Genomic DNA, 16,679 nt, shown 5'->3' on the forward strand with positions numbered 1-16,679 from the left:
CACTACTTGAGCACGTCTAAATGCCAGTAGAAGGTAGACGTCTCGAATACCACAGCGAAGGCCAGACTCATATCGTCCGCCAGCGCCGCGAGGTGGGCGGCGCTGATCTGGCCGTAGGTGTCCTGAACCAGGTGCAGGTACTCGATGAGCAGGTCGCGCTGGCGCGAACGATCGCCTAGCAACGCCTCGATCTCGACCTTCGCGCGTGGATCAACCTGACGCCCCTTGGGCGTCGGCCGCATGCGCTCCCGCCCCTTGCCCGGATGGTCGAAGCGGCGGACCTCGCCGATGTCGTGCGCGCTCATGCCCTTGCCCTAGTGTCTGGCATACAAAATACCACCTTGTCTCTTACACCTATATACCGCGAACTAGGCCAACGCATGCAAAAAAATGCGCTGCTACTGGCCGCCATAAGCCCGCAGGGGGCGCCCCGCCTCCGAGCGCTGTCGGAATGCGAGGATACCCTCCGCGGAGATGGTGTCGACCCTGGGTCCGACGACGGCCCCGAGATCAAGCTCGAAAGCATCCAGGGCCTGGTTGATCCGCTCGACGGCGGTCGCGTCAAGGGTATCGGACAACGGCAGATCGAAACCCGCCCCCTTCAGGGCTGTCTCGAGGTCTTCGCGCAACGCATCGGTCAGGGGCGGCGTGGTCTCGGCCGCGTAGCCGCGCGCGATGGATCCGTCCCAGGTCCGGGCTCCGGACGCTTGCGAGGAAGTGGTGTGCGTGTTCGTCATCGTTGGGCCTCCCGACCGACAGGGTTGAGCACTCAACGCACCCGAGCGGGTTTCAGGCGCATTACGCCGAAGACGGGGGACCGTCTGCCTAGCGTGGCCGTCACGCCCGCACCGGTCCGGGCGACGAGACGCGTTTCAGTCGGCCCCGGGACGCGCCGAGGACGCTAGTGCAGTGCCGGCGTCCTCGTGAATCGTCAAGCCCGGTCGCTCAGCGGCGGGGCAGGGCGTGCAGGCCTTTCAGGAAGGCGTCCACGTCCGCGCGGGTGTTGTAGAAGGCGAGCGAGGCCCGCACCGACTGGTCGACGCCGAACCGGCGCAGGGCCGGCAGGGCGCAGTGGTGGCCCGAGCGCACCGCGATGCCGCGGGCGTCGAGGTGCTTGGCCACCGCCTCGTTCCCGTGGCCCTCGATGACGAAGGACATCACGCTGGCCTTGTGGTGGGCGGTGCCGATGAGGCGCAGGCCCCGCACCTCGGCCAGGCCGGCCTGCGCGTATTCGAGCAGGTCGTGCTCGTAGGCCGCGATGCCGGGGAGCCCCACGCTCTCCAGGTAGTCGAGGGCGGCGCCGAGGCCGACCGCCCCGGCGATGTCCGGGGTGCCCGCCTCGAACTTCTCGGGGATGCCCTTGTAGACGGTCTTCGAGAAGGTGACGTCCTCGATCATGTGGCCGCCGCCCTGCCAGGGGGGCATCGCCTCCAGGAGTGCCCGCTTGCCGTAGAGGGCGCCGATGCCCGTCGGCCCGAACACCTTGTGGCCGGAGAAGACCAGGAAGTCGGCATCCAGCGCCTGCACGTCCAGCGGGATGTGCGGCGAGGACTGGGCCGCATCCACCAGCACCGGCACCCCGTAGGCATGGGCGAGCGCGATGATCTCGGCCACCGGGTTGATGGTGCCGAGCGCGTTGGCGACATGGGTGATCGAGACGAGCTTGGTCCGGCCCGACAGGAGGGTCGCGAACTGCTCGAAGATGATCTCGCCCCGGTCGTTGACCGGGATCACCCGCAGGGTCGCCCCCGTCGCCTGGGTGAGGAGCTGCCAGGGGACGATGTTGGCGTGGTGCTCGATGGTCGAGACGATGATCTCGTCGCCCGGGCCGATGTTGGCGCGGCCGTAGGAATTCGCCACGAGGTTGATCGCCTCGGTGGTCCCCCGCAGGAAGATGATCTCGTCCGTCGAGGCGGCGTTGATGAAGCGGCGCACCTTCTCGCGCCCGCCCTCGAACAGGTCCGTGGAGCGGGCGGCGAGGGTGTGGGCGGCCCGGTGGATGTTCGAGTTGTGGCGGGCGTAGAACTCGCTCGTCGCGTCGATCACGCTCTGGGGCTTGTGCGTGGTGGCCGCGTTGTCGAGCCAGACCAGCGGATGGCCGTTGATGCTCTGGTGCAGGGCCGGGAAGTCGCGGCGGACGCGCTCCACGTCGAAGGGCGCGGCCACGGGGCTGGAGCCTTGCGTCGAGACATGCGGCGCAGAGACATGCCCCCCATGTCCGTGGCGCGGCTCTACCCGGGGCGCGGCGGGCGAAGGCTCGCCCGTCCGGCTCCGGTCGGTCAGGAAGTAGTATTCACCCGGCGAGAACGGCTCGTGGCCGATCTCCACGTGGCGTGCGGCCTGCGCCGTGCGGCCGGTCCGCGGGGCTGTCTCCCGCGCCGTGTCCCGATGGCCGAGATCCTTGGCGCCACGCTCCGGCACGGGTGCCGCCGGCACCAGGGACGGGGCCAGTCCGTGGGCGAAGGCGTTGGCGCGCGGGTGGTCCGTGGCGATGGTGCGGTGGAGGTCGAGGCCGCCGGGAAGGGCGGCGGCCACCTCGGGCACGCTCGGCACGAAGAACTCGGGCAGGCCGGTGCGCGGACCCTGCGCCTCGGGATGGACCGACGGAAACCCCGAGGGCTGGGCGAAACCCGGCCCGGTGAGGCCGGGCAGGCCGACCGCCGGCGCGCCGAAGGAGCGGGCGGCGAGGGTCGACGCGTCGGGCTGCAGGCCCGAGGGCGCCGCCCCCGACGGAATCGAGGGCGTGCCCAGATCCGCCTTGGGCGCCAGTGGGTGGCCGAAGCCTTGGTGACCTAAGCCTTGGTGGCCGAAGCCCTGAGGAATGTTCTCCAGGGCCTGGGGCGCCTGCGGGGTCTGCGGCAGGTTGGGGGTCAGGGGCGCGGAGGCCGCCTGACCCTGGCCGTAGATCTCGCGGGCGAGGCGCCCGACGAGATCGGCGTGGCCCGCATCGCCGAACACTCCGGTGGGAAGACCCGGCGCGCTAGGCGTAGTCATGGTAGTTTCCCAGCAGCACGTTATCGAGGCGTGCGATGGCATCCTCGACCAGCACGGCGGCGGAGAAGTAGCGGGTCACGAGGTGCGAGGCGATGGAGTGGTCGTTGGTGCCCATGTAGCGCACCGACAGGCCGGTCTCGATCTCGCCGGTGACGCCGGACTTCTGCAGGCCGACCACGCCCTGCTCGTGCTCGCCGACCCGCAGGAGCAGGATCGAGGTGGTCTGGGCGCCGGTCACCGGGTCGATGTCGATGGGCAGCTTGTCGCTCGGCACGATCGGCACGCCGCGCCAGGTGAGGAAGGGCGAGCCGAACAGGTGGATCACCACCGGCGGCACGCCGCGCCGGGTCGCCTCCCGGCCGAAGGCCGCGATGGCGCGCGGATGCGCCACGAAGAAGGCGGGCTTCTTCCAGACCAGGGTCAGGAGCTCGTCGAGGTCGTCCGGGGTCGGCGGGCCGCCACGGGTGGGGATGCGCTGGCGCTGGCTGACCTCGTGCAGGAGGCCGAACTCGGAATTGTTGAAGAGCTCCCACTCCTCGCGCTCCTTCACGGCATCGACCGTGAGGCGGATCTGCTCGCGCAGCTGGTCGATCTCGTTGGAATAGAGGTCGGTGACGCGGGTGTGCGTGTGCAGGATCGTCTGGATGGTGGAGAGGTGGTACTCGCGCGGGTCGATTTCGTAATCGACATAGGTCGTGGGCAGGCGCGGCTCCCCGGTATGGACGGCGAGCAACTCGATGCCCTGCTCGCCGTGGGAGTTGGTGTGACCCTTCAGGCGGTCACGCTCCTCGACGAACTGCGTGATGCGCGAGCGGATGCCCTCGTCCTCGATCGCCGCCCGGTCGAGGGTGAGCAGGGTCACCGCCGAGAGCGCCTTGACGGCGGGGGCCGGCGCGTTCTCGCCGACGAGGTCGCCGTCGCCGAAATAGTCGCCGCCGGTGGCGAGCCCCTGGCGCAGGCGGCCCTTGAACGGGCCCGACAGGGTCAGTTCGACCGTGCCCTCGGCCACCACGGTCAGGCTGCGGCCGGTGGTGCCCTCCTCGGCGATGATCTCGCCGGCCTTGTGCTGGGAGGCGGTGAACTTGGAGGCCAGCGCGGCGAGTTCGTTGTCGCCCAGGCGGCTGAACAGCGGGATGCGCCGCAGGGAGGCCGGGCGCACGCCCTTCTCCGTGCCCTCGGCGGTGAGTTCGATCCGGCCGGGCTTGGCCAGCACCACGGCGCGGCGGTTGACCCGGTAGACGCCGCCGGCGACGTCGACGAAGGGCAGCAGGCGGTGGAACCAGCGCGGGGTGTTGGCCGCGTTCTGGACCGAGGTGACGGTCGCCGTTGCGAGATTGCGTGCCGCCGATGCGCTCACGCTCAGACCCGGTCCACTCATCGGTATTCGCTCCGTATTCCGGCAGGCGGCATGGCTCGGCCGCGGGGCGGCGAATGCCGCACCGGAACCGCGCCCATCGCGCGCTCGATTGTCTTTGGGATGATCGTCTGGGATCGACGGTGATTGGGTCTTCCGCTGCCTCGAAGGAAGCGTTGCTTGCGGAAGCGAGACGTTTCTATCGCCAGTTGGCGAAAGCGGTCAACAAAATGATGTTCTATAATTTTAGCGTCTTGGAGGAGAGATCAACTGTTTTTGTCTCTGTATGTTGAATTCATTCTACAAAGCAGAGATTTTGGAGATGAATCACCTTATGTGGGCTCGTGCCGCAGCAGGAGACCATTGAAAAATTGTTTTCCTAGATTCCGTCGCCGAAAAACTGATCCATGCTCTGGGCGGGATCCTCGGCGGTGCTGATCCGGGAGACGACCCGCGCGGGCACGCCCGCCACCGTGGTGTGGGCGGGCACGTCGTGCAAAACGACCGCCGCGGCGGCGACCTTGGCGCCTTCGCCGACCCGGATGTTGCCGAGCACCTTGGCGCCGACGCTGAGGAGCACGCCGCGCTCGATCTTCGGGTGGCGGTCGCCGCTCTCCTTGCCGTTGCCCCCCAGCGTCACCGATTGCAGGATCGAGACGTCATCGGCGATCACCGTGGTCTCGCCGATGACGACACCCGTGGCGTGATCGATGAAGACGCCCGAGCCGATCCGCGCGGCGGGATGGATGTCGGCCCCGAAGACCTCGGAGATCCGGCTCTGGATGTGGAGCGCCAGGGTGGCGCGGCCCTGGTGCCAGAGCCAGTGGCCCACGCGGTAGCCTTCCAGGGCGGCGAGCCCCTTGTAGAACAGGAAGGGGTCGAGGTAGCGGCGGCAGGTCGGGTCGCGCTCGCGGATGGCGACGAGGTCGCGCACCGCGTGCTCGCCGGCATGCGGGTCGGCCTCGAAGGCCGAGAGGCAGAGGTCGCGGGTGGAGAGCCGCGCGAGATCGCCGTCGCCCAGCCGATGGGCGAGGCGATAGGCGAAGGCGTGGACGAGGCTCGGCTGGTCGAGGACCGTCGCCTGGATGATCCCGGCATAGAGCGGTTCCTCGATCAGGGCGGCCTCGGCCTCCGCGCGCATGGCCCGCCAGACATCGGCCTCGGCGGTGCTCTGGCTGACGCTGCGCAGGGGCGGGCGCAGGATGTTACCCGAGACGCGCGCGGCGTGAACCTGCGAGGCCTGGACAGAGGCCTGGACATGAGTGGTTTGGGCGCGAGAGCCTTGGGCACCAGCCGTCATGCGTGTCGCGTCCTTGCGTGGAAGAAGGTCCAGGGTCAGCCGACACGCTGGAAGAGGGCCGCGATGTAGCCCACCAGGAGGCGGTGCCCGTCGAACTGGACGTCCACCACCTGGGAGCCGTCGGTGGCGGGGACGATGTCGACGATGCGGCCCGTGGCGTGACGCCAGATGCCGAGGGCTTCGGCGACGTCGAGCCTCGCGAACACAACCTGATCCCCAAGAACCATCGTTCGTCCCTATCGTCTCGTCGATTGCCGCGTTGCTCGAGGGTGCCTGGCCCGAAGGCGGACCGACCGGACCGGCGCCCGTGCGAGGCGAGGCGGCACGGGTCCGCGATCCGGAAAGACCGGCCAGGGATACGTTCGGTCACGGATCACGACACGGGAGAAAACCGGCCGCACTCGTGACAAGCACGCTCAAACGATTGGATTTCGTCAGACATTGGACTGTAAATGTCGGACTTAACCTGTGTCAGGTCAAGAACAGCGATTTTTCAAATCGCGGCCCGACACGACAAGGACCTTCCCCGAGATCGCGGTCCGGAAGCAGGGTTGTTCTTTCACGTGCCGCGGCGGGGTCATTCCCGCTCGGGCCGCGCCTCCCAGATCGCGGCCTCGACGAAGGGGCGCTTGAGTTGCGGCCCGGCCCCGCTGCGGTGGATGAAGTCGTTGGCGCCGGGATGGCGGCGGATCGCCTTGGCGAGGTTGAGCCGATAGCCGGCCTCGAAGACGAAGGGCGGCGCCATCGGGTCGGCCATGTAGGCGGCCACCGCCGCCTTCACGTCGGTCTCGGAGATGAGGCCCAGGTCGCACAGGGCGCGGATCGTCAGCTTCTCGGTCATGGCCCCTGAATAGGCCCGCGCGGGTGCGCTCCGCAATGCGACCCACCTTGGCGGGCGGGCCGGTCGAGGGGACCTGCAATCTGCCTCGGCGAGCGGCCTTGAGCCGCGACGGCGCAGGGGCTACCTCTAGGCAGGGGCTACCTCTAGGTTGGGGCTCAAGCTTGCCCGGGGAACCGTCGTTCGGCCGCGTCCACGGCGACACGGGCTCCCGAGACGCCGTTCCCCTCGGCCGAAAGTGCATCCGTGGCGCCCAGCACCCCACCCTCGACTCCTCCGTCGCCCAACCCCCAGGCTCCCGGCTTGCAGGCTCCCGGCTCGCAGATTCCCGGCTCGCCCAATCTCGGGGGCCAGGGCTTGGGTATGCCGCCGCTTCCCGAGGAGGCCGGCGCCCGCCCGCCCCGGGTGAGCGCGCGGGGCCGCCTGCGCACCTACTTCCTCACCGGCATCATCGTGTCGGGGCCCCTCGCGATCACGATCTACCTGACCTGGTGGTTCATCAGCCTCATCGACGGCTGGGTGAAGCCCTTGGTGCCGGCGAGCTACCTGCCCGACCATTACCTGCCCTTCTCGATTCCCGGGCTCGGCCTCGTCATCGCCTTCGTGGCGGTGACGCTGCTCGGATTTCTCACCGCCAACCTCGTCGGGCGCAGCGTCGTCGAGTTCGGCGAGGTGCTGCTCGCGCGCACCCCCGTGATCTCGGGGCTCTACAAGGGCCTGCGCCAGATCTTCGAGACGCTGTTCTCCGCCAACGGCACCTCGTTCCGCACCGTCGGTCTCGTGGAGTTTCCCGTGAAGGGGACCTGGTCGGTGGTGTTCCTGTCCGCGCATGCCGCCCCGGACGTGCAGAACGCCCTGGCGCCGGGGGGCGACCATGTCGGCGTGTTTCTCCCCTGCGCGCCCAACCCCACCACGGGCTTCTTCTTCTACCTGCCGCGCGCCGACATCATCGAGATCGCCATGAGCGTCGACGACGCGGCCAAGCTGGTGATGTCGGCCGGCGTGATCCAGCCCGACGATCCGGGGGCGAAGGAGCCCCTGGCCAAGGAATCCCAAGCCAGGGAATCCCAGACGAAGTTCCAGGCCATGGCGGCCTCCCTGCGGGCGGCCCAGGGGGAAGCGGCGCCCCCGAAGGTCGACGCCTGAGCTACCCCGCCCCGAGGAGCCGGATCGCGGCGTCCCGCTCGAACAGGTAGAGGAGCACGCGCAGGGCCCGGCCCCGCTCGCTCCTCAGGCCCGGATCGCGCTGGACCACGAGCTGCGCGTCGTCGCGGGCGACCTGCAGCAGCTCCGCGTCGCTCTCCAGGCTGGCGAGGCGGAAGGCGGCGACCCCCGATTGGCGGGTCCCCAGCACCTCGCCCTCGCCGCGCAGGCGCAGGTCCTCTTCCGCGATGCGAAAGCCGTCCTCGGTCTCGCGCATCATCTCCAGGCGCGCCCGCGAGACCTGGCCGAGCGGCCCACGATAGAGCAGCAGGCAGGTGGAGGCACGCGACCCTCGCCCGACGCGGCCGCGCAGCTGGTGGAGCTGGGCGAGACCGAAGCGCTCGGCATGCTCGATGACCATGATGGTGGCCTCCGGCACGTCGACGCCGACCTCGACCACGGTGGTGGAGACGAGGATCTTCGTGGTGCCGGCCTGGAAGCGCTCCATGGCGGCGTCCTTGTCCGGCCCCGGCATCTTGCCGTGGATCAGGCCGACGGCGTCCCCGAAGGAATGGCGGAGATCCTCGAAGCGCTCCTCGGCCGCGGCGAGGTCGACGAATTCGGATTCCGCCACCAGGGGGCAGATCCAGTAGACCCGGTCGCCCGCGGCCAGCGCGCGGTTCAAGCCCGCCACCACCTCGTCGAGGCGGTCGGTGGAGACGAGGCGGGTGGCGATGGGCTGGCGCCCGGCGGGCTTCTCGTCGAGCACCGAGACGTCCATGTCGCCAAAGCAGGTCAGCGCCAGGGTGCGGGGAATGGGGGTCGCCGTCATCACCAGGATGTCGACGGCCGCCCCCTTGGCGCCCAGCGCCAGGCGCTGGTGCACGCCGAAGCGGTGCTGCTCGTCCACCACCGCGACCCCGAGATCGGCGAACACCACGCTGTCCTGGAACAGGGCGTGGGTGCCGACCACGATGTCGACCTCGCCGGCGGCGAGCGCCGCCAGGGTGGCGCGCCGCTCCGAGGCCCGGTCGCGCCCGGTGAGGAGGCGCAGGCGCAGGGGCTCGGCCAGGGGCGCGAGGCGCTCGAAATGCTGGCGGGCGAGGATCTCCGTGGGGGCCATCAGCGCGGCCTGGCGCCCGACCTCGACGGCCGAGGCCATGGCGAGCAGCGCCACCGCCGTCTTGCCGGAGCCGACATCGCCCTGGAGCAGGCGCAGCATGCGCCGGTCCGAGGCGAGATCGGCGCGGATCTCCGCGACCGCCCGGGTCTGCGCGCCGGTGAGCGCGAAGGGCAGGGCGGCTTCGATCCGGCCGCTCAAGCGCCCGTCCCCGGCATTCGCCCGGCCCGGGGCCCGGCGGTTGCGGGCGCGCGTGAGCGCCAGCGCCAGCTGCGAGGCCAGGAGTTCGTCGTAGGCGAGGCGCCGCCGGGCCGGCGAGCGCGGCGGCGCGGTGGCGCCCTCCGGCACGGGAGGCGGGGCGCTCTCGGGCTTGTGCTCGGCGCGCAGCGCATCGGCGAAGGCCGGCAGCCCCTCGCGCTCGAGCCAGGCCGGGTCCTGCCACTCGGGCAGCACGGGCAGGCGCTCCAGGGCGGAATGCGCGAGCTTCGAGATCGCCCGCGAGGTCAGCCCCTCGGTGGCGCCGTAGATCGGCTCGACGCTGGGCAGGGCGGCCAGGCCCGCCTCGTCGACGACGCGGGCGGGGTGGACCATCTGACGGTGCCCGTCCCAGAGGTCAATGCGCCCGGTGATGTAGCGATGGGCGCCCAGCGGCAGCATCTTCTCGACGCGCGCCTGGGGCATGCCGAAGAACACCAGCGTGATGTCGCCGGTGGGGTCCTCCACCAGCACCCGGAACGGGCGCCGGCCGGGCCCGGCCTGCGGCGCCCGGTAGCCCGTCACGGTGACGCCGAGCGTCACCGGCTCGCCGGGGGGCGCCTCCGCGATGGAGCCCATCATCCGGCGGGCGACACCCCCCTGCGGCAGGTGGAACAGCAGGTCGACGATCCGGGCGGGCTGCTCGGGGGTGCCGAGCAGCCGCTCGATCATCGGCGCCATCTTGGGCCCGATCCCCGGCAGGCCGCGCGCAGGCGCGAAGAGGGCATCGAGGATGCTCGGGCGGAGCGGGGGCTGGCGGGGCGCGGGGTCAGTCATGCGGCTCGGCGGAAGGGACTCGGGCGCGGACGGGGAGTGACAACGAGACCCCGCTTTACGCGAAGGCGGGATGGTGGCGTGAGCCGCTGTCTCTATATACGTCCCTGAACGCTTGGTCCCGGGACGGATGCCGCACCGGGGCCGGGCAGGGAATGCCGAGATCCGAGGATGACCGTCGGAGGATCACGGCATCCCCGGACCACCGCATCACAGGCTGACCGCATGTCCGGTACCACCCGCACCAGCGCGGACCTCGATCCGCGCCGCCGCCGCACCCTCTTCCGCGCCTGGCACCGCGGCATCCGCGAGATGGACCTGATCATGGGCCGCTTCGCCGACGCCGAGATCGGGACCCTCACGGAGGAGGAGCTGACACTCTTCGAGGCCCTGATCGAGGTCCCCGACCGCGACCTGTTCCGCTGGCTCACGGGCGAGGACGCGACGCCCGAGAACTACGACACCCCGGTGTACCGACGCCTTAAGGCGTTCCACAAGCACGACGCGCCGATCCATTAGAGGCGGAACTGGGCGCTCGGTGCGCCCCCACGAGGGGTCGCTTGGGGGTTTTGGCAGGCCCTGGGAAGGTCAGCCTTCAGGCTGAGGCGTGAAATGGGGCGTCCGACCGGGTTGGGTGGGGAGCAGTCCGGCTGCTTTCGGTGACACGCCGTCCATGAACGGACATTGGATCAACACTGATACCCAAGCAGGCAAAGCGAAGGACTCCATCGACCCAAGGGGATGGCCGGACCTAGCATCGTCCGATGCTCAAGCTCACGGCCCAAGCAACTTAGCTTGTTTACCGTTCTATGAATGAAGGCTCGACCGGCGCCTGCCCCATGATGGAGACGCGCCAGTCAGGGTGAAGCGTTGCAGACGTTGTGACCTGCCGGATCAGGCTTGGCGGTCGCTGCGACGCAGGCTTTCCGGCATGGCGAACAGCGCTAGACCGGCCGCGATGAGGCAGACCACCCCGATGGCGTAGAGCGCCGGGGTGGTCGATCCCGTCAGGTCTTTGACCCAACCGACCGCCACGGGGCTGACGATGCCGCCGAACTGGCCGAGCGTGTTGATGAGCGCGATGCCACCCGCGGCGCCCGCCCCGGTGACGAGCTTTGCCGGGAGCGTCCAGAAGGTCGGGATCGAGGCGACGATGCCCGAGCCCACCAGGGCCAGGGCGAACATCAGGGGGACGATCTGCTTATCGAACAATCCGGCGGCGAAAAAGCCGATGGCCGCGGCGATGGCGAGCCCCGCCACGAACTTCGGCCGTTCACCGGAGGCATCGGACATACGTCCGATCAAGATCATGCTGATGGCACCGCAGATGTAGGGGATTGCCGTGAGGAAGCCGATGGAGGCTGCGGTCCCCCCGGTCGCGGTCTTGATCAGGTCCGGGCCCCAGAAGTTCAGTCCGTAGGAGCCGACCTGGAGCAGGAAGTAGACGAGTCCGATCAGCAGGAAGCCCGGCTGCTTGATCGCCCCCCAGAGGGAATGGTCGCCGATGTCGCGGTTGTGGTGCGCGATCTTCGAGGACAGCAGTGCCTTCTCCGCCGGCGTCAGCCAACGCGCGTCAGTGACCCGGTCGTCCAGACGGAAGAACACCAGCGCTCCGAGAATGAGGCAGGGCAAGCCGCCGGCGAGGAACAGCCACTGCCAGCCGGCCAAGCCCGCGAAGCCGTTGAGGCCGCCCAGGATCAGGCCGGCCACGGGCGCCCCGAAGATGCCCGAGAAGGCCGAGGCCACGAACATGAACGAGGTCACGCGCCCCCGGAAGGATGCCGGGAACCACAGGGTGAGATAGTACAGGATGCCCGGCGCGAAGCCCGCCTCCATCGCGCCGATGATGAATCGCAGCACGTAGAAGTGCCATTCGGTGGTGATGAAGACCATCAGCGCCGTGGCGATGCCCCAGGAGACCATGATCCGGGCAATCCAGCGTCGCGCGCCGACCTTGTACAGCAACAGGTTCGAGGGCACCTCGAAGATCACGTAGCCGATGACGAACATGCTCGCGCCGAGCCCGTAGGCGACGTTGCTGAAGCCGAGGTCGCTCTGGAGCTGGAACTTGGCGAAGCTGATGTTGATCCGGTCGAAGAAGGCGAACATGTAGCAGACCATGATCAGCGGCATGAACCGCCACGCGACCTTGCGGACGACGCTGGCCTCGGTGATGTCGTGTGTGCTCGCGAGCGGGGTCGTTGTAGCGGCGGTCATGGTTTCCTCCTGGGATGGGGACGAGCCGTGAACGCCCTGCCCGCGTGGCGCGGGTCGTAGGCCTCACGGGATTCCGGAGCCCTTTCTTGCGAGGGCTTCCGTCAAGGTTTGGGCGTCTGTGGACTCGGACGCGGGAAAGCGTCCCGCCGCCGGTACGGCTTGGTTCGCTCGCGCGTCAGGCCGCCTTCGGCACCGGATGCAGGTCGCAGGGCCGGCCGGCCTTGGCGACCTGCCCCGGCACGTCGTGGCCGACGAGGCGCGGCAGGTCGCGGGACAGCCCGATCAGGGAGTCGAGGTCGAGGCCCGTCTCGATGCCCATCTCGTGCGCCATGCTGACGAGATCCTCGGTGCAGATGTTGCCCGTGGCGCCGGGTGCGAACGGGCAGCCGCCCAATCCCCCGAGGGCGGCATCGAACCGACGCGCGCCCGCATGGTAGGCGGAGAGCACATTGGCCAGGCCGAGCCCACGGGTGTTGTGGAAGTGCAGGGTCAGCCGCTCGGCCGGTACGACGGCCAGCGCACGGGTCACGAGCCGCTCGACCTGGACGGGGTTAGCCATGCCGGTGGTGTCGGCGAGCGTCACGCCGGTGATCCCGAGGGCGAGGTAGCGCTCCACCTGCGCCATCACCTTGTCCGCCGGCTGGTCGCCCTCGAACGGGCAGCCGAAGGCGGTGGCCACCGTGGCGTTGGTCGATACGTCGGCACCCTTCACGGTCTCCATGATCTGGGCGAAGCCCTCCATCGAGGCGTCGGGGCTCATGCCCATGTTGGCGCGGTTGTGGGTCTCGCTAACCGAACAGACGAGGTTGACTTCGTCGACCCGTGCCGCAAGCGCCCGCTCGGCGCCCTTCGGGTTCGGCACCAGGGCGACGTAGACGGTGCCAGGGCGCCGTGCGATGCCGGCGAAGACCTCGGCGGCGTCGCGGAGCGCCGGCACGGCCTTGGGCGAGACGAAGGACGAGACCTCGATGCGCGAGAAGCCCGCGGCCGAGAGCGCGTCGATCAGCCTTATCTTGTCTGCGGTCTCCACATAGCGCGGTTCGATCTGGAATCCGTCACGGGTCGCGACTTCCTGGATCAGCATGGCGTCGGTCATCCGATGGCTCCCTCGCGGCGCAAGCGTTCGATGGTCTCGGCATCTCGCCCGAGTTCGGCGAGAACGGAGTCCGTGTGGGCACCCAGGGCGGGCCCTTGCCAGCGCACCGCGCCCGGCGTGCCCGAGAGCTTGGGCACGATACCCGGCATCTTCACCCGTGTGCCGCCGGGCAACTCGGCGTCGAGGATCATGTCGCGGGCTTGGTAGTGCGGGTCGGCGACGATGTCGGCCACGGAGTAGATCCGGCCCGCGGGCACGTCGGCCGCGTCGAGGGCCGCCAGAGCCTCGTCCACGGCGCGCGCCCTGGTCCAGTCGCCGATCACGCCGTCGAGCATGCCGGCGACCTTCGAGCGTCCTTCGTTGTCGCGCAGCGTCGGGTCGTCGGCGAGGTCGGGCCGACCGATGACGTTCATCAGTCGGCGGAAGATCGGATCGGAGTTGCCGGCGATGACGACGAAGCCGCTGTCCATGGTCGGGTACGTGTTCGACGGCGTGATGCCGGGCAGCGCACCGCCGGTACGGGTGCGGACCTCGCCAAGCAGGTCGTACTCCGGCACGAGGCTCTCCATGACGTTGAACACGCTCTCGACGAGCGACACGTCGATGACCTGGCCCTGGCCGCCCGCAGTCTTGACGTGCAGCAGCGCCATCAGCGCGCCGATCACCCCATGGAGGGAGGCCAGGGTGTCGCCGATGCTGACGCCCACGCGGGCGGGCGGGCTGTCCGGGCTGCCGGTGGTGAACCGGATGCCGCCCATGGACTCGCCGATGGCGCCGAAGCCCGGCCGGTCGCGATAGGGGCCGGTCTGACCGTAGCCCGAGATGCGGACCATGATGAGCTTCGGGTTCAATTCCGAGAGCACGTCCCAGCCGAGACCCAGTTTCTCCAAGCCGCCGGGTCGGAAGTTCTCGACCACCACGTCGGCGCTTCGCGCGAGATCCTTGACGAGGGCCAGACCATCCGGCGCCTTCAGGTTGACCGCGATCGACTTCTTGTTGCGCGACTGCAGGTACCACCAGAGGGAGGTTCCCTCGTGCATCTTGCGCCACTTGCGCAAAGGGTCGCCATCCGTCGGTGACTCGACCTTGATGACTTCGGCGCCGAACTCGGCAAGCATCTTCGTCGCGAACGGCGCGGCGATGAGCTGACCCAGTTCAAGGACGCGAATACCAGCAAGCGGGCCGGCGGCCGACAGGGCGGCTGCATTCTGCATCGACGTTTCCTCCAACGTTGTTGGAAGATGAGTTATTGTGCCGACCGTTCTGAGTCCAAACGTAATGCGCGAACCTGCATTCTCCTGAGGTGAACGCCCCTCCCGTCCGTTACCAGGACGTCTCGTGGAGATGATCGAGGAGAAGGGATGCGGCAGGGGCCAAGGCCCCGGGTCGAACCACAAGGTTCAGGGTACGCTGGGCCCAGGGGTCCGAAAGCGGCACCGCCGTCAGGTTCATCGGCGGGCCCAGCAGCGCGTGGACGCGTTCGGGGACAACGCCGAGGCCCATCCCGGCTTGGGCCATTCGGCAGATCGCATCGAAGCTCGGCACGTGGATGCGTAGGCGCAGCGGCCGGCCGAGGCGCCGCGCCTCGTCGCGCAGGGTAGCGTGGATCGAACTCTCCCGATGCAAGCCCACGTGGTCGTAGTCGAGAGTGTCGGCGAGCGCGACCGCATCCCGCCCGGCCAGCGGATGCCCTGCGGGCAGGACGAGGACAAGTCTATCGCGGCGGTAGGGAATGGGTCGGAGCGAGCGCGTGTCGGTGTTCCCGGCGCAAATGCCGAGGTCGGCGGCGCCCTCCTCGACGCCGGCCACGACACCGTTGCTCGGCCTCTCCTCCAGATCGACCCGGATGTTGGCCTGGACCGCCAGGAACGCGTGCAGGTCCTCGGGAAGGAACTGTACGATGGCCGACAGGTTGGCCAGCACGCGTACGAAACCGCGCACCCCCCGCGCATGCTCGGCGAGTTCGAAGGTGATCTGCTCGGCGCTTGCAAGCATCCGGCGGGTATGGTGCAGGAGCGTTTCCCCGGCCAGCGTCGGGCGCATCCCCTTGGGGTCTCGGGTGAGCAACTCGCACCCGAGCAGGTGCTCCAGTTCCGCGAGGCGCTTGCTGACGGCGGAGGGGGCGATAGCGGCCCGCCGTGCCGTGCCGTTCAGTGTCCCCTCCTCGCAGATCGCCGCGAACAGCCGCAGCGTCTTCAGGTCGAGACGGTTCAGGTTGGACGACGTGGACCCCACTGGCATGACCGTTCCATTGGCGTATCGTAGGTTGGCGGTTTTGAGCCTCGGTAGGCAACGGATCATGTATCTCCGCTAAAATTCGAGACCGTCAATTTTCTCAGGTGGACGATCAGGGTCTGCCGACGAGGCTCAGCCTGATGCGTTATGAAGTGCCCTTAGACGCTCGCTTTGGACCAAGGTGTTAAATTCGTAGGGCTAGCCGGATCCAACTGCCTTTCGCTGAGCTGTAATTTTTCCACGCATGCTCACATCGGCATATCGGCGGCGCTAAGAATGACAGCTTTCAAGCGCAGCGAGGATGCACTTCTATGACAAGGTCGAGTCGCTTACAGTACAGCAGCTTTTAGATGCCGATTTAGTGAACCGAGCATTCCTAGCCATGACAATGGTTTCTCGGTCAGTACCGCATCGGCGTCCGCGCGAGGAACATGCGACGGCCTCGTCCTGACAAGCCGCATTGATTGTGTGCAGCGACGGTTCGGTCGAGGCGATCGTCCGCACGCTCGCGCGAGGGAAGACGGAGCGGAAAAGGGCTCACGCGGCGACGAGGTCTTCGACGATCCGCTGGACGTCCCAGGCTTCGGTGAAGGTGGCGAGAGGGTGCGGCTCGCCGTGTGCCATCCGCACGACCCCGTCTAGCTGACGCCGGAGGGCGATCAGCCGCGCCCGGTCGTTGGGCAGCGCGTCCGGTGCGACCTCGAAAAGCCCGTCTGGCCGGCGCCGCTCCGCGATCGACCAATCGCGCAGGCGAACGGTGCCGGCATCGCCCTCCAGGGTCCAGGTGTTGTGGTCGTCCTGTCGCGTTCCGCCGACCCGCCCCCTGACCCGCACCGGAACGTCGCCCGCGTGAAGCGTCGCATCGATTGCCCGCTCGGAACGACCGGGCTCCGGAAAATCGGCGATGCCCCGTAGCTCCTGCAGCGGGCCAACAAGGCGCCGGCTGAGGAACAGGAAATGCGAGACGACTTCACGCGTGAAGCCGCCCTCGGAGCGCGCGTCGAGCCAGCCCGCCGCGTCGGCCTGCCAGGGCCGCGGCCAGTTCGCGAAGGCCACCTCGATGACCAGACGGCGCGGGGTCCCGACAATCCCCTCGGCGATCCAGCGCGCGAGCGTTGCGACAGCCGGCGAGGAGGCGAACGGGAAGTTCACCGCGCCCACGGCGTCGGCATCGTCCACGAAGCGGCGCGCATCCGCCAGATCGACGGCGAGCGGCTTCTCGAGAAAGAGGCTTCTGCCCGCCGCACCGGCCCTGCGGGCGTAGCCGAGATGGGAGGCGGGCGGCGATGCCACGTAGACGCACGCGCTGGCCGCGATGAGCGCGTCCGCATCCGCCACAAGCGGCACCGCCGG

At 68.8% G+C, this 16,679-nt stretch carries 14 protein-coding genes and 1 pseudogene; 2 read left to right on the forward strand and 13 right to left on the reverse strand.

Translation table 11 applies throughout. The features are described 5' to 3' along the window. Window positions 1–5: 5 nt before the first annotated feature. The 7 genes and pseudogenes from JWQ05_RS19410 to JWQ05_RS19440 form a co-directional block, all read right to left on the reverse strand. Window positions 6–305 (reverse strand): annotated as a pseudogene (locus JWQ05_RS19410) (NAD(P)H-dependent oxidoreductase subunit E); the annotation flags it as partial. 93 nt (window positions 306–398) lie between these two features. Beyond that, window positions 399–737, reverse strand: coding sequence for a hypothetical protein (locus JWQ05_RS19415; RefSeq protein ID WP_299662154.1), 339 nt, complete (start codon window positions 735–737; stop codon window positions 399–401). Window positions 738–945: 208 nt separating this feature from the next. Next, window positions 946–2,994, reverse strand: coding sequence for a family 2A encapsulin nanocompartment cargo protein cysteine desulfurase (locus JWQ05_RS19420; protein WP_299662157.1), 2,049 nt, complete (start codon window positions 2,992–2,994; stop codon window positions 946–948). Next, window positions 2,981–4,372, reverse strand: a complete 1,392-nt coding sequence (locus JWQ05_RS19425) for a family 2B encapsulin nanocompartment shell protein (protein WP_299662160.1) — start codon at window positions 4,370–4,372, stop codon at window positions 2,981–2,983. Before JWQ05_RS19425 ends, JWQ05_RS19420 begins: the two co-directional genes overlap by 14 nt. 355 nt (window positions 4,373–4,727) lie before the next feature. Further along, the gene (gene cysE, locus JWQ05_RS19430; RefSeq protein ID WP_299662190.1) at window positions 4,728–5,489 is read right to left on the reverse strand and encodes a serine O-acetyltransferase; all 762 of its coding nucleotides are present in this window, start codon (window positions 5,487–5,489) and stop codon (window positions 4,728–4,730) included. Between the two features lie 194 nt (window positions 5,490–5,683). After that, complete coding sequence (locus JWQ05_RS19435) at window positions 5,684–5,875, reverse strand: hypothetical protein (RefSeq protein ID WP_299662163.1); 192 nt, start codon at window positions 5,873–5,875, stop codon at window positions 5,684–5,686. Between the two features lie 350 nt (window positions 5,876–6,225). Continuing rightward, a complete protein-coding gene (locus JWQ05_RS19440; RefSeq protein ID WP_299662166.1) occupies window positions 6,226–6,489 on the reverse strand; it encodes a hypothetical protein in 264 nt (87 codons plus the stop codon). A 360-nt stretch (window positions 6,490–6,849) separates the two neighbouring features. On the opposite strand from JWQ05_RS19440, the gene JWQ05_RS19445 reads away from it, so the two are divergent. Beyond that, window positions 6,850–7,632, forward strand: coding sequence for a DUF502 domain-containing protein (locus JWQ05_RS19445; RefSeq protein WP_299662193.1), 783 nt, complete (start codon window positions 6,850–6,852; stop codon window positions 7,630–7,632). Window position 7,633: 1 nt separating this feature from the next. Here the strand turns inward: JWQ05_RS19445 and recG are convergent, their stop codons facing one another. Further along, complete coding sequence (gene recG, locus JWQ05_RS19450) at window positions 7,634–9,781, reverse strand: ATP-dependent DNA helicase RecG (protein WP_299662169.1); 2,148 nt, start codon at window positions 9,779–9,781, stop codon at window positions 7,634–7,636. Window positions 9,782–10,003: 222 nt separating this feature from the next. On the opposite strand from recG, the gene JWQ05_RS19455 reads away from it, so the two are divergent. After that, window positions 10,004–10,297, forward strand: a complete 294-nt coding sequence (locus tag JWQ05_RS19455; RefSeq protein WP_299662172.1) for a succinate dehydrogenase assembly factor 2 — start codon at window positions 10,004–10,006, stop codon at window positions 10,295–10,297. 375 nt (window positions 10,298–10,672) lie between these two features. Here the strand turns inward: JWQ05_RS19455 and JWQ05_RS19460 are convergent, their stop codons facing one another. From JWQ05_RS19460 to JWQ05_RS19480, 5 genes are all read right to left on the reverse strand, one after another. Next, complete coding sequence (locus tag JWQ05_RS19460) at window positions 10,673–11,995, reverse strand: MFS transporter (protein ID WP_299662175.1); 1,323 nt, start codon at window positions 11,993–11,995, stop codon at window positions 10,673–10,675. Between the two features lie 175 nt (window positions 11,996–12,170). After that, complete coding sequence (locus JWQ05_RS19465) at window positions 12,171–13,091, reverse strand: hydroxymethylglutaryl-CoA lyase (protein ID WP_299662178.1); 921 nt, start codon at window positions 13,089–13,091, stop codon at window positions 12,171–12,173. Beyond that, window positions 13,088–14,305 carry a CaiB/BaiF CoA-transferase family protein gene (locus JWQ05_RS19470; protein ID WP_299662181.1) on the reverse strand — a complete coding sequence of 406 codons (1,218 nt, stop codon included), beginning with the start codon at window positions 14,303–14,305 and terminating at the stop codon, window positions 13,088–13,090. The genes JWQ05_RS19465 and JWQ05_RS19470 overlap by 4 nt, the downstream gene beginning before the upstream one ends. A 109-nt stretch (window positions 14,306–14,414) precedes the next feature. Continuing rightward, window positions 14,415–15,332: a LysR substrate-binding domain-containing protein gene (locus JWQ05_RS19475; protein WP_299662184.1), complete on the reverse strand. Its 918-nt coding sequence runs from the start codon at window positions 15,330–15,332 to the stop codon at window positions 14,415–14,417. A gap of 531 nt (window positions 15,333–15,863) precedes the next feature. Continuing rightward, on the reverse strand, window positions 15,864–16,679 hold an 816-nt coding region (locus JWQ05_RS19480; protein ID WP_299662187.1), incomplete at its 5' end, for a Gfo/Idh/MocA family oxidoreductase.

This window comes from Methylobacterium sp. (assembly GCF_028290105.1).
Lineage (GTDB): Bacteria > Pseudomonadota > Alphaproteobacteria > Rhizobiales > Beijerinckiaceae > Methylobacterium.

Coding starts and splice junctions, on each gene's coding strand:
- JWQ05_RS19415 (WP_299662154.1), bottom strand. CDS start 737: ATGACGAACACGCACACCACTTCCTCGCAAGCGTCCGGAGCCCGGACC.
- JWQ05_RS19420 (WP_299662157.1), bottom strand. CDS start 2,994: ATGACTACGCCTAGCGCGCCGGGTCTTCCCACCGGAGTGTTCGGCGAT.
- JWQ05_RS19425 (WP_299662160.1), bottom strand. CDS start 4,372: ATGAGTGGACCGGGTCTGAGCGTGAGCGCATCGGCGGCACGCAATCTC.
- cysE (WP_299662190.1), bottom strand. CDS start 5,489: ATGCGCGCGGAGGCCGAGGCCGCCCTGATCGAGGAACCGCTCTATGCC.
- JWQ05_RS19435 (WP_299662163.1), bottom strand. CDS start 5,875: ATGGTTCTTGGGGATCAGGTTGTGTTCGCGAGGCTCGACGTCGCCGAA.
- JWQ05_RS19440 (WP_299662166.1), bottom strand. CDS start 6,489: ATGACCGAGAAGCTGACGATCCGCGCCCTGTGCGACCTGGGCCTCATC.
- JWQ05_RS19445 (WP_299662193.1), top strand. CDS start 6,850: ATGCCGCCGCTTCCCGAGGAGGCCGGCGCCCGCCCGCCCCGGGTGAGC.
- recG (WP_299662169.1), bottom strand. CDS start 9,781: ATGACTGACCCCGCGCCCCGCCAGCCCCCGCTCCGCCCGAGCATCCTC.
- JWQ05_RS19455 (WP_299662172.1), top strand. CDS start 10,004: ATGTCCGGTACCACCCGCACCAGCGCGGACCTCGATCCGCGCCGCCGC.
- JWQ05_RS19460 (WP_299662175.1), bottom strand. CDS start 11,995: ATGACCGCCGCTACAACGACCCCGCTCGCGAGCACACACGACATCACC.
- JWQ05_RS19465 (WP_299662178.1), bottom strand. CDS start 13,091: ATGACCGACGCCATGCTGATCCAGGAAGTCGCGACCCGTGACGGATTC.
- JWQ05_RS19470 (WP_299662181.1), bottom strand. CDS start 14,305: ATGCAGAATGCAGCCGCCCTGTCGGCCGCCGGCCCGCTTGCTGGTATT.
- JWQ05_RS19475 (WP_299662184.1), bottom strand. CDS start 15,332: ATGCCAGTGGGGTCCACGTCGTCCAACCTGAACCGTCTCGACCTGAAG.